Source organism: Paenibacillus sp. GSMTC-2017 (assembly GCF_016019935.1).
Taxonomy (GTDB): domain Bacteria; phylum Bacillota; class Bacilli; order Paenibacillales; family Paenibacillaceae; genus Pristimantibacillus.
This window is the reverse complement of the sequence record NZ_JAECMT010000001.1, coordinates 787,054-799,030: the sequence shown is the minus strand read 5'-3', so window position 1 is coordinate 799,030 and position 11,977 is coordinate 787,054. Positions and strand designations below refer to the sequence as shown.

Genomic DNA, 11,977 nt, shown 5'->3' with positions numbered 1-11,977 from the left:
ACGTTGGATGCTCCGCAAAGATTGAGCGGAGGTCAACGTTGATCTTTTTCTTTTTATTTGAACATGTAAGAGAGGGGGAACAATTATGCTTTATTTCGACCATAGTGCTTCAACGCCACCATATGAAGAGGTTATAGAGACGATGGTGCAAGTAATGAGAAAACACTATGCAAATCCATCCTCGCTACATGCAGGAGGACTTGAAGCAGCGGGATTAATTGGGCGATCAAGGGCATTAATCGCTGATCAGCTCGGCACGACAAAAGGAAGCTGGCTATTTACATCTGGTGGTACGGAATCTAACAACTTGGCTATTAAAGGTGTTGCCAAACAATATCGCTCTCGTGGAAATCATATTATTACGACGGGTATTGAACATGCATCTATACATGAGGCAATGAAGCAATTGGAGTCTGAGGGATACCGAGTCACCTATTTGCCAGTAAGCTCATCTGGACATGTGAATGTTGAAGATGTTAGGGCTGCGCTAACGAAAGAAACGATATTGGTAAGCATTATGCATGTAAACAACGAGATTGGAACGATTCAACCAATAGAGGAGATCGGCCAATTACTGAAAGATTATCCAAAGACGTTGTTCCATGTCGATGCTGTACAAAGTTTGGGTAAAATTCCACTTGACCCAGATAGCTGGGGCATTGATTTAGTTAGTGGATCAGCACATAAGCTCCGTGGACCACGTGGAGTAGGTTTCTTATATGTTCGAGAAGGGGTTAAACTTACGCCTCTGTCATCAGGAGGTTCTCATGAACTTGGTTTCCGTTCAGGAACTGAAAATGTACCTGCTATCGTTGCATCTGCAAAAGCTTTGCGAATGTCCGTAGAGGGAAGCCTTCAAAGAAACATTCGAATGAAGCAATTAAGTCAGCAACTTAGAACCTTTATTGAATCAAAGCCAGAGCTTAAGTTAAATGGAACAGAGCCGCTTGCTTCCCATATCATTCATTTTTCCTATCCAGGAATGAAGCCAGAGGTAATCGTTCATATGCTTGAGCAGAATGGTATAATAGCATCAACAAAATCAGCGTGTTCGTCCAAGGAGAATAAACCAAGTCGTGTGCTGCTTGCATTAGGCGCTAGTGAAATGCACGCTGCTGGAGGCATTCGAATTAGTCTTGGAGACGAACATGAGGACAGACATATTGAAGAGCTATCCCTTGCACTAACACGCATTATAGGGCAGCTAAAGCCGCTTGAGAGGGGTTCTAACTATTGATTTATGATCAAATCGTATTGCGATACGGCGACCTGACGATGAAAGGTAAAAATCGCAATCAATTCGAAAAAAAGATGCTTGGTCAAGTGAAAAATGCACTTGTAGCTTATGAAGGATTAACATACTGGAAAACATTTGGTCGTTTATATATAAAACTTAACGGTCATCCGTATGAGGCTATTGCTGATCGGGTTAAAGATCTATTTGGATTAATTTCATTAAGTCCAGTATTAAGAACGGATACGGAACTAGAAGCCATTAGAGCGGCAGCGATGTCCGTGATGACTGCGCTAGAGACACCCCCTAAAACGTTCAAGGTTAGCGCGAAACGGGCATGGAAAAAGTACCCGCACAGCTCTCATGAAATGAACCATTTGGTTGGTGCTCACATCTTAAGATCATTCCCAGATTTAACGGTAGATGTAAGGAACCCAGAAATCGAACTGCGGGTTGATATTCAAGAAGAATCTACTTATATATTCTGTGAAGTGATTCCTGCTGTTGGAGGATTTCCGTTTGGTTCCAATGGGAAAGCAATGTTGCTTTTATCTGGAGGAATTGATAGTCCTGTAGCAGGTTGGAGTGCGATGAGAAAAGGACTTGAGCTGGAAGCGGTCCATTTCCACAGCTATCCGTTTACGAGTGAACAAGCGAAGGATAAAGTTATTGAGCTAGCGAAGCGGCTGTCTTATTTCAGTGGAGTACCGATAAAGCTTCATCTTGTTCCTTTTACAGAAATACAAACGATGCTTGCTTCATCGAGAAATGAAAGTTATCTGATTACGCTAATGCGCCGGATCATGCTTCGAATAACGGAGCAGCTTGCTGAACGTAATGGTGCTAACGGAATAGTAACGGGTGAAAGCTTAGGACAAGTTGCTAGCCAGACATTGCAAAGCATGAATGTTATTGGCAGAGCAACGGTGCTACCGTTAATTAAGCCCCTTATTATGATGGATAAAAGTGAAATTATTGACATAGCAGTTAAGATCGGAACGTTTGAGACGTCGATATTACCTTACGAGGATTGTTGTACGTTGTTCCTTCCTAAATCGCCAAGCATTAATCCCAACTTGTTAGCGGTTGAGCGAGCGGAAGCAGGTTTATCTGGTTTGGAAGAAATGATTAAAACAGCTATCGAAGGAACAGAACAAATGATTTTGACACCGGACAGTGCTACATCAGCTCAAAAGGCTGGAGAAGATAGCTGGTTCTAAAATTCATTTGCAGAAAAGAAAAAAGCAGTAATTCTCATGGTATGAGATTTACTGCTTTTTTAGTGCCTTCCCTTAATGGGTTTGGCTACTTTTTTGTGCACTAGCTGCTTGTTTACGTTTGTTCATTAAGTATCCGCCACCTACAGTTAATACAACAACTACTGCGATGAATCCCCAGTAAATAAGTTTGTTGTCTTCGAAATAACCACCAAACTTCTTCTCATGTGTAATCATCTTAGCCGCTGTGTAAGCAAGTACTGCGGAACCGACATACACGATCCATTCAAACTTGTTAATAAGTTTGATGAATAGTGTACTACCCCAAACGACAACAGGAACACTGATTAGCAAACCAAGAACGATTAGCACCATCTCATGCTCCGGAGATCCATGAGCCGCACCTGCTACAGCAATTACGTTGTCGATGCCCATCGCTGCGTCCGCAATAATAATTGTGCGGATGGACTGCCACAGCGTGTTGCCGGCAGTGATGTTGTCGTGAGCGCCATCTTGAATGAGCAACTTATATGCTATCCAAAGTAGCAACAAACCACCAGCTAGGTTAAGCCAAGGTACCGCAAGCAATTGAACAACAAGAAGTGTTGCGATAACACGAATACCTACTGCACCTACTGTTCCCCAAATAACAGCTTGCTTTTGTTGTTGAGGAGGCAACTTGCGTGCAGCTAGCCCTATAACAATGGCGTTATCACCAGCCAAAATTAGGTCGATGAACACGATTGTCAATAAGGCTGTAAAAAACTCGGCCGTGAAAAAATCCATTAAATTTTCCTCCTTTCTATATCTATGCTTAATGAAGTCTACAATAAATACGTTCATTCGGGAAGATGTGTTCATATTTTTTTTGGACATATTCCCATTAGCTTGTACATACCTCTGTTATAGAGGGGGAATACCGAATGGACAACGCTCTTATTTTTCTCGAAATTGTATTAATTAATGTACTGCTTAGCGGAGATAATGCAATTGTTATTGCAATGGCAAGCCAGCAACTTCCAATTGAACAAAGAAAGCGAGCCATTTGGTGGGGAGCATTCGCTGCAGTAGGTTTAAGATGTTTGATGACTGTTGTTGCGTTGCAGCTGCTCCAGATTCCTTATTTACAAGCTGTAGGTGCAGTAATGCTTCTCTATATTTCCGTCAAGTTACTCGCAGAAGCGGGAGGCGATCAGGATACACATCATGTAAAGAAGGCGACTACAATAGGTGCAGCAATTTGGACGATCGTTACAGCTGACGTCATTATGAGTTTAGATAATGTGCTTGCTATTGCAGCGGTGGCAGAAGGTGATCTCGTTCTTATATTGCTCGGTATAGCGTTATCCATACCTATGATCATTTGGGGAAGCCAATTATTGGGGACGATTCTGCAGAAGTTTCCATTTGTTGCGTATATTGGAGCTGCACTGCTTGCTTTTGCTGCAGGAGAGATGCTTATGCATGATCCTGGTCTGGAACGCGTGTTGTTTCATGGTTCGCCAATGTTATCAGAGCTTATTCCTCTGCTTTGTGTACCGTTTGTCATTATTCTTTCTATTTTGCGGAAAAGGACGAAATAATGTCTATTTTGAGGAAAATCGCCCCAGTTTATTAGCTGAGGCGGTTTTTTTTGTGCTTACCAACATGTATTACTGGTATTTTTGCCTCACTTCCTATAAACTAATAAAGATAAAAACTGGCGTCTTTCGTCTGTCTATACGATCGATGTTGTAAGGAGCGGAATGGGTATGCCTACAAACAAATATTCCGCTGGAATTATTTTGCTGATTGTCGGGATCGTTATATTGTTGGGCAAAATAGGGGTATTCAGCTTCTTGGGGGCTATTTTCTGGCCTTTGCTCGTTTTGATTCCGGGAGTGCTGCTGCATGTGCTCTATTTTGGCAGAGTGATTCCGGCAGTTATGTTAGTGCCTGGCGGAATGCTCGTTGTTTACGCATTGCTATTTGTCATTTGCAACATTTTCGGTTGGGAGAGCTTGAAGTATTTGTGGCCGATGTTTATACTCGGCATTGCCGCAGGTCTTTATGAATATTACATGTTCGGTTCATCAATACCGCGTGTCGTATTCAGAGCATCAATCGCGCTCGCAGCCGCATCTGTTTTGTTCCTCGTGATCAGCCTGATGTGGAGCTGGGGAATATATCTTGTTGCAGTTTTATTTATTGCAGCGGGTGCGTGGATGATGTTTGGTAAACGTAAGCGTTGGTAAGTGGTATTTAAATAAACAATTGGAGTGGATTATTTCTTATGCAAGCAAGAGAGAACTTACGCAATATCGCAATTATAGCTCACGTTGACCATGGCAAAACGACTTTGGTCGACAAACTGTTACAACAGTCGGGCACATTTAGAGATCATGAAGCAGTACAAGAACGTGCAATGGATTCCAATGATCTAGAGCGCGAGCGCGGTATTACCATTTTGGCGAAAAACACTGCGATTAACTACAAAAACTTCTTGATCAACATTATGGATACGCCAGGACATGCTGACTTTGGCGGTGAAGTTGAGCGGATTATGAAAATGGTTGATGGCGTTCTACTTGTTGTAGATGCTTTCGAAGGTTGTATGCCGCAAACGAAGTTCGTATTGCGCAAAGCACTAGAGCACAATGTTACACCAATCGTTGTCGTTAACAAAATTGACCGTCCGAATGCAAGACCGTCTGAAGTAATTGATGAAGTTCTTGACCTCTTTATCGAGCTTGGTGCAAACGATGAGCAACTGGAATTCCCTGTTGTATACGCATCTGCACTGAACGGTACATCAAGCCTTGATCCTGAGAAACAGGACACTGATATGATGGCATTGTACGAAACCATTGTAGAACATATTCCTTCACCAACTGAAAATGTTGAGGAGCCATTGCAATATTTGGTTACTCTTCTTGACTATAATGAGTACTTGGGCCGAATCGCGATTGGTCGCGTTAACCGCGGAACGATCAAGCAAGGTCAATCAGTTGCTGTTATCGATCATGATGGAAAAGTTAAACAAGCTCGCATCGAGAAACTATTTGGTTTCTCAGGCTTGAAACGTGTAGAAATCCCAGAAGCTGGTGCTGGTGATATCGTTGCAATCGCTGGTATTCGTGAGATCAACATTGGAGAAACAATCGCTGATCCACAAAATCCTGAAGCATTGCCAGTTATTAAAATCGATGAGCCAACTTTGCAAATGACATTCCTTGTTAACAACAGTCCGTTTGCAGGTCGTGAAGGTAAATGGGTTACTTCCCGTAAGATTCGTGAGCGTTTGTTCAAAGAGCTAGAAACAGATGTAGCACTTCGTGTTGAAGAAACAGATAGCCCGGATGCATTTGTCGTTTCTGGACGTGGTGAGCTTCACCTTGGTATCTTGATCGAAAACATGCGTCGCGAAGGATATGAGCTTCAAGTGTCCAAGCCTGAGGTTATCGTAAAAGAGATCGACGGAATTAAACAAGAGCCGTACGAAAAAATGTTGATTGACCTGCCTGAAGAAAGCATGGGAGCTGTAATGGAAAGCCTTGGATCTCGTAAGGCTGAAATGGTTAACATGATCAATCACGGAAACGGTCAAGTACGTCTAGAGTTCATTATTCCAGCTCGTGGACTAATCGGTTACCGTACGTCCTTCCTTACACTTACTCGCGGTTATGGTATTATGAACCATGCATTTGACAGCTATGGTCCACTTGCTGGAACAGGCGTAGGCGGCCGTCATCAAGGCGTGCTAGTTGCAAGTGAAAATGGTACATCAACATTCTACGGCATGCTGGGTGTTGAGGATCGTGGTTATATGTTCCTTGAGCCAGGTGCAGAAATTTACGAAGGTATGATCGTAGGCGAGCACAACCGTGATAACGACATCATCGTTAACATCTGTAAAGAAAAACAACTATCAAACGTTCGTTCCGCTGGTAAAGACGATACAGTTAAGCTTAAAACACCTGTAATCTTCTCCTTGGAGCAAGCTCTTGAATATTTGAACGATGATGAGTATTGCGAAATTACTCCAAAATCGATTCGTCTTCGTAAAAAACTACTAGTGAAGAGCGAGCGCGAGCGTGCTGAGAAGAATCGTAAATCAGCACAACAGGCTGGCGTTTAATCTAAGATATGAATGAGGTTTGTTCGGCAAACCTTAGGCTTAAGGCTTAGGAGGTATAAGGATGCAAGCATGGCTGAGTGATCATAAACTCGTTTCCTATTTGATCATACTTGGATTCACGATTTATATATTTAATCAAGTTTTCCGAGCACAGCAGAAATTGCCGATTCTGAAGGAAATACTTGTCTATCTTTTGATGATTTTTGGTTCCTTCATCTTGATGATATTGCAAGTAGATAAGTTGCCGATCATTCAATGTATGAGCATTGCTGTTCTGATGATGCTTATGTTGCGCGGCCGCCAACTGTATGACAAGTGGAAGGGTGGAAAAGCTGCAAAAACCGAATCTCAACATGCGGAGAGTGGCAAATGAGACTAGAGGATGCGCTTTTTAACTGGCTTCAAATTCAGATCGTTGCAAATGCAAGACCTGATGATGAGGCAGCAAACAACACATTAGCATTTTTTGAACAAATTTTACGTGAGGATCATGGTCTAGGTTCATTTGTCATTACGAAGACGGATGACACCATGATTCATGTGAAATATGAAAAGGATGAACGTGTTAAGCTGCAGCTATATCCACGTGAGGCTTGCGAACAACTGCTTCAAGATATAGTTGCAAATCCCAAATACAATTGATTTGAGGGTGGAACAGATGAGCCAAGGATCGACATCTTTGCCTCCACGCTCGGGATCGCGCGGCTCCGTTCCGCCTACAAAGGCGAAAAAGCCCAAAAAACCAAAGAAGAAACGTTCGTTTTTCCGAACGTTTATCAAGCTTCTAATAGGACTGCTGCTCATTGTAGCCGCAGTCCTTGGTTATTTGGTGTATAAAACGAACGATGCGATTAGTACCATTGGCGTGAATGATAACAAAGTAGAAGAAGTACCTGTTGGTGAATCGGTAAAGGCAAAACCCGTTGCAATGGTTTTGATGGGAATTGATACCCGTGAAAAAGGTGGCTCACTTAATACCGATGTTATGATGGTGGCCGCGTTTAATCCAACTACCAAAAAAGCGACCGTCGTTTCGATACCACGTGATACATATGTAGATGTAAAAGACTATCGTGGCCGTAAAGCGAATAGCTATTATGCTTCTTTCTATAACGTTGCAAGGCAAGAAGGCAAAGACAAGGAAGATGCTGAGCTCGCTGCCAAAAAGGTTGTTAAAGAAGTTTTTGGCGATTACTTTGACATCAATATTCAATATGCTGCAACGATTAACTTCCAAGGATTCTCTGACGTCGTAGATGCTGTTGGAGGGGTTAAGGTCAACGTAGATATGAGGATGAAATATACTGATTCTCATGATGGTACGAATATAGACTTAGAACCTGGCATACAAGTATTAGACGGCAAAAAAGCGCTTGATTTTGTTCGTTACCGCAAGTCGAATGGTGGGGGAGAACAGTCTAGCGACTTCGATCGTAACCGCAGGCAGAGCGAAGTAGTGAGCGCTATCCTTGATAAGCTTTTGAGCCTTGGGGGCGTTCCGAAAGTTGGCTCTGTAATCGATGCGGCAGCTAACAATATTAGTGTAGATATGCCTAAGAAAGAGATCAGCAGAATGCTCGAGAAATATTTTACTATCCGTAGTAATGATATTACTTTCCTGTCTCTTGAAGGTACTTGGAAGAGTCCACATGTAATTGCAGATGAAACAAGTCTTGCTAATGTAAAAGCGGAATTAAACAAAAGATTGGCAGAGTGACCGTAGACCAGTATTCATCTTAAAGTTATAATAAGAGCTAAGTAACTGCTTTTGAATTCTAATTCAGAAGGTGGTCATGCGGATGAACAAAGAAGTAATCGAGAGAAGTTCGCGAGTATGGATTCATACTGTCCTCCTAATAAACAAAAAGCCTAGTGATTAATCACTAGGCTTTTTGTGCCTTTTGGGCATCATTACCGTAATTGATTGACTGGAGCTGGATGGTTCGTATTGGAATGTTTTCCTTTAACACGATTGTGTCCGTTCACCTGTGAAGGCATCACATCACGAGGTATTTGCGGGATGAGTCTACCCATAATGTCAGCGAGTTCCTCTGCAAAGCCGGATATAGGCCGGCCATTTTTAATGTCAGTTCCGATCTCATTTAGACGGCTTGCAATATCGATGTCTGCCGTAACAAGAGCGTCTATACCGTAAGGATCGTTACGGAACGCTTCCGCAACTGAATACTTGATAATCCCTACACGCGAGCGATCAAGTGAGCCATCCACATCAATTCCGACGACAGCAGTATTACCCACAATGACGCAATGTGCGTTTTTTACCCCTTCAATACCTTTTGCAAGCTCTTCCAGATGAACTTCAACTTGTGCCCGGTCTTGTATTAACTTCTTGCCACTCTCGTTCTGCTTTGCCTGTAAATTGTGATTATTATGCGAAGAGGGTGATGTCTCATTTTTTGTTCCATTGCCACAGCCAGAAACCAAGATCATAATGACAAGTGTAGCAGTTAACCACTTACTCATGTATTCCACCTCATTTATTTTGTTGTTGATCGCGGATTTGCTTATGAAGTAGTTTGTCCGCTGTCAACTGAGGCTATGTATGCAATTGTATATCAGATGCCGGGAGGGTTCTCATGAAAAAAATATTCGTGCTCGACACCAACGTATTGCTACATGATCCACAATCTCTTTTTTCATTCGACGATAACGAGATCATTATTCCCGCAGTAGTACTCGAGGAAATAGACTCTAAGAAGCGGCTTGCGGACGAATTGGGGCGTAATGCACGAACCGTTTCTAGACTATTAGATAAAATGCGTGAGCAAGGTCATCTTCATGAAGGAATTATTTTGCCAAATGGTGGAGTATTAAAAGTGGAGCTCAATCACAGAAGCTTTATTCGTGTCCAAGAGATGTTCGGCGAAATGTCTAATGACAACCGAATTTTAGCTGTAGCACTCAATTATCATATGGAGCAACAGAATGCTACGGAGAAACAAGATGTCGTGATGGTAAGTAAAGATGTGCTCGTGAGGATCAAAGCTGATGTGCTTGGTTTACAAGCACAAGATTATTTGTCTGATCGAATTATCGATTCTTCAGAATTTTATACAGGTCAATGGACGCTACATGTACATCCTTCGGTGATTGATGAATTTTATTCTTATCGATTTCTAAGTGTAAATCATCTGCAACTAAAGCAGAAATTGAATCCAAATGAGTTTATTATACTCCGTGATGAACTCGGCACTTCCAAGTCAGCATTATTAAAAGTAAGTCAAGATGGCAACAGACTTGAGCCACTGTATTTAAGTAATGATCCTGTATGGGGGATAACAGCTCGCAACGCACAGCAGCGCATGGCTTTGGAACTTTTGCTCAACGATGATATTCCACTCGTCACTTTATCTGGTAAAGCTGGTACGGGCAAGACGTTGCTTGCTCTTGCAGCGGGACTTCTAAAGGTTGAAGATGATCATAAATATAAAAAGCTGCTAATTGCTAGGCCAGTCGTTCCAATGGGTAAGGACATCGGTTACTTGCCAGGTGAAAAGGAAGAAAAACTTAGACCATGGATGCAGCCCATCTATGATAATTTGGAGTTTTTGTTCGATACAAAAAAGGCTGGCGATATCGATAAAATATTGATGGGAATGGGAAGTATACAAGTCGAAGCGTTAACGTATATACGTGGACGATCAATTCCAGGTCAGTTCATCATTATTGACGAAGCACAAAATTTGACCAAACATGAAGTGAAAACGATTGTGTCGCGTGTAGGTGAAGGAAGTAAAATTGTACTCATGGGAGACCCTGGACAAATCGATCACCCTTATCTAGACTCAATTAGCAACGGGTTAACCCATATCGTGGAACGATTTAAGCAAGAGAATATAAGTGGTCATATGACGCTTGAAAAGGGTGAACGTTCCAAGCTTGCTCAGCAAGCAGCGGACCTTCTCTAACATTAAATGTAGCATCATAATCGTTAAGGCGCTAACGCATAAGTAGAGAAATCTACCTATGCGGAGCGCTTTATTTAATTTTTTGTTGTAAAAAATACCCTATTATTGATATTCTATATCCATAATAAAGAAGCCGGAAAGGAAGAAGTCTGTGTCCCCTCGCAAATATGTGCCACTACTTGCTGGCGCATTGCTTATAACGGCACTTATGTTGATTTATTTTTCACGATCAATGAATTGGGATCAGAGTAACAATTCTAACGGTATTACGCTAGTTGAGCCTGCTGGAGGCCAGCGAATCTCAGAAGCTACTACTAACCTTTATGTAAACGTTTCCCTTCCTCCAATTGACTATCATAAACTTGTATTACAGAACAACATATTTATGAATCGATATCCACAAATAAAAATTCATTTGACTAACGATGTCAAGAAAGTCGGAAACTACGCTACGATTTCTGAACTGAGCGCGCAAGGAAGTGGTTCAGACATTATGCTGCTGAATAATAGTATGGTCATTCCGTTAGCCGTTAAAGGTTATTTGAAGCCGGTTGACAGCTTGATGTCAGGGGATGTTTTTTCTGACCAACTGGCAAGTTTATTAGAACCAATAAAGTGGAATGGTTACCTATGGGGGACTCCTGATGATATTAATCCATATGTGATTGCGTGGAATAAGGACATGCTTGCAGAAGAAGGGTTGACAGAAGCGCCGGATAATTGGAATTCTCTTCAGGAACTAGCTGAAAAGCTTGCTTTATCTGAACCTGATGTAAAGCGGCATCTAGTCAATTTTAGTCCTGGAGACTTGCCTCAATTACTAATGTGGGCGACCAGATTTAATGGAGAGCGTTCTACTCTTATTAATTTACTTGAATTGTCGCCAAACCAGGCGGAGCAACTAACATGGCTTCAATCGAGGCAAGGAGCTGTAGTATCTATTCCTTTGGAAAAAAAGATTCAACTTAGTGAGCTAATTGTTAATCATCAATTACTTACACTTATTCTTCCATGGGAAGAACTCATCTCACTGAAAGAGGACGCTCAGAAAAAGTTGATTGTTGATAACGAAGCACTCTATTATCCGTGGTTGGATGGTAGCAGTTACGTCATTAGCTCAAGTAGTAAATATGAGGACGAAGCTATGCTCTGGATTCAAGAAATGACTGATACTCAAGGGGCACTAAAGGACTTTGTATTATCCAATCAACTTCCTGTCCGAGCTTCGCTCTACGATAACCAAATAATGGGTGAAAAAGCCCCCCCTAGTTGGTGGCTTGACTCTATGAATGCTAAACTTCCAGAAGGTGAGTTATTACTTGCTGATCCAAATTGGCTTGACAGATGGACGGAATGGGAGCTTGCATGGGAGATGGCTACCAAAGAGGAAGTTAAGCTGGATGTTTTTGTTGAAAAAATGACATTACGATAAGTAATGGCTTACAATAAATAACGGCCTCCTCGTTCGACAAGGAGGCCA

The 11,977-nt window shown here is 42.0% G+C and carries 12 protein-coding genes; 10 read left to right on the top strand and 2 right to left on the bottom strand.

The features are described 5' to 3' along the window. Positions 1-85 precede the first annotated feature (85 nt). Together I6N90_RS03790 and thiI are read left to right on the top strand one after the other, a co-directional pair. On the top strand, positions 86-1,237 hold the full coding sequence (locus tag I6N90_RS03790; RefSeq protein ID WP_197934157.1) for a cysteine desulfurase family protein: 1,152 nt from the start codon (positions 86-88) through the stop codon (positions 1,235-1,237). After that, a complete protein-coding gene (gene thiI / locus I6N90_RS03785; protein ID WP_197934156.1) occupies positions 1,234-2,454 on the top strand; it encodes a tRNA uracil 4-sulfurtransferase ThiI in 1,221 nt (406 codons plus the stop codon). Before I6N90_RS03790 ends, thiI begins: the two co-directional genes overlap by 4 nt. Before the next feature lie 72 nt (positions 2,455-2,526). Here thiI and I6N90_RS03780 read toward each other — a convergent pair whose 3' ends face one another. Beyond that, positions 2,527-3,237 (bottom strand): TerC family protein, encoded by a 711-nt coding sequence (locus tag I6N90_RS03780; protein ID WP_197934155.1) that lies wholly within the window; start codon positions 3,235-3,237, stop codon positions 2,527-2,529. A gap of 137 nt (positions 3,238-3,374) precedes the next feature. Between I6N90_RS03780 and I6N90_RS03775 the strand changes: the two genes are divergently transcribed. From I6N90_RS03775 to I6N90_RS03750, 6 genes are all read left to right on the top strand, one after another. Beyond that, positions 3,375-4,034, top strand: a complete 660-nt coding sequence (locus I6N90_RS03775; protein WP_197934154.1) for a TerC family protein — start codon at positions 3,375-3,377, stop codon at positions 4,032-4,034. Between the two features lie 168 nt (positions 4,035-4,202). After that, positions 4,203-4,685, top strand: a complete 483-nt coding sequence (locus I6N90_RS03770; protein ID WP_197934153.1) for a hypothetical protein — start codon at positions 4,203-4,205, stop codon at positions 4,683-4,685. A 38-nt stretch (positions 4,686-4,723) separates the two neighbouring features. Next, positions 4,724-6,568, top strand: coding sequence for a translational GTPase TypA (gene typA, locus I6N90_RS03765; RefSeq protein WP_197934152.1), 1,845 nt, complete (start codon positions 4,724-4,726; stop codon positions 6,566-6,568). Positions 6,569-6,629: 61 nt separating this feature from the next. Next, on the top strand, positions 6,630-6,941 hold the full coding sequence (locus I6N90_RS03760) for a YlaH-like family protein (RefSeq protein ID WP_197934151.1): 312 nt from the start codon (positions 6,630-6,632) through the stop codon (positions 6,939-6,941). Then, positions 6,938-7,210, top strand: coding sequence for a hypothetical protein (locus tag I6N90_RS03755; protein WP_197934150.1), 273 nt, complete (start codon positions 6,938-6,940; stop codon positions 7,208-7,210). Before I6N90_RS03760 ends, I6N90_RS03755 begins: the two co-directional genes overlap by 4 nt. Before the next feature lie 16 nt (positions 7,211-7,226). Further along, positions 7,227-8,285, top strand: a complete 1,059-nt coding sequence (locus I6N90_RS03750; RefSeq protein ID WP_197934149.1) for an LCP family protein — start codon at positions 7,227-7,229, stop codon at positions 8,283-8,285. A gap of 194 nt (positions 8,286-8,479) precedes the next feature. Here the strand turns inward: I6N90_RS03750 and I6N90_RS03745 are convergent, their stop codons facing one another. Next, entirely contained in the window at positions 8,480-9,052 is a 573-nt protein-coding gene (locus I6N90_RS03745) for a YhcN/YlaJ family sporulation lipoprotein (RefSeq protein WP_197934148.1), read from the bottom strand. A gap of 113 nt (positions 9,053-9,165) precedes the next feature. On the opposite strand from I6N90_RS03745, the gene I6N90_RS03740 reads away from it, so the two are divergent. Together I6N90_RS03740 and I6N90_RS03735 are read left to right on the top strand one after the other, a co-directional pair. Beyond that, a complete protein-coding gene (locus I6N90_RS03740) occupies positions 9,166-10,497 on the top strand; it encodes a PhoH family protein (RefSeq protein WP_197934147.1) in 1,332 nt (443 codons plus the stop codon). A gap of 151 nt (positions 10,498-10,648) precedes the next feature. Beyond that, positions 10,649-11,929, top strand: a complete 1,281-nt coding sequence (locus tag I6N90_RS03735; RefSeq protein ID WP_197934146.1) for an extracellular solute-binding protein — start codon at positions 10,649-10,651, stop codon at positions 11,927-11,929. The last annotated feature ends 48 nt before the right edge of the window (positions 11,930-11,977 follow it).

Excerpts from the sequence above, each read along its gene's own strand:
- I6N90_RS03750 (WP_197934149.1), top strand. The coding sequence starts at position 7,227 with ATGAGCCAAGGATCGACATCTTTGCCTCCACGCTCGGGATCGCGCGGC.
- I6N90_RS03745 (WP_197934148.1), bottom strand. The coding sequence starts at position 9,052 with ATGAGTAAGTGGTTAACTGCTACACTTGTCATTATGATCTTGGTTTCT.
- I6N90_RS03770 (WP_197934153.1), top strand. The coding sequence starts at position 4,203 with ATGCCTACAAACAAATATTCCGCTGGAATTATTTTGCTGATTGTCGGG.
- I6N90_RS03775 (WP_197934154.1), top strand. The coding sequence starts at position 3,375 with ATGGACAACGCTCTTATTTTTCTCGAAATTGTATTAATTAATGTACTG.
- I6N90_RS03760 (WP_197934151.1), top strand. The coding sequence starts at position 6,630 with ATGCAAGCATGGCTGAGTGATCATAAACTCGTTTCCTATTTGATCATA.
- typA (WP_197934152.1), top strand. The coding sequence starts at position 4,724 with ATGCAAGCAAGAGAGAACTTACGCAATATCGCAATTATAGCTCACGTT.
- I6N90_RS03740 (WP_197934147.1), top strand. The coding sequence starts at position 9,166 with ATGAAAAAAATATTCGTGCTCGACACCAACGTATTGCTACATGATCCA.
- I6N90_RS03790 (WP_197934157.1), top strand. The coding sequence starts at position 86 with ATGCTTTATTTCGACCATAGTGCTTCAACGCCACCATATGAAGAGGTT.
- I6N90_RS03755 (WP_197934150.1), top strand. The coding sequence starts at position 6,938 with ATGAGACTAGAGGATGCGCTTTTTAACTGGCTTCAAATTCAGATCGTT.
- I6N90_RS03780 (WP_197934155.1), bottom strand. The coding sequence starts at position 3,237 with ATGGATTTTTTCACGGCCGAGTTTTTTACAGCCTTATTGACAATCGTG.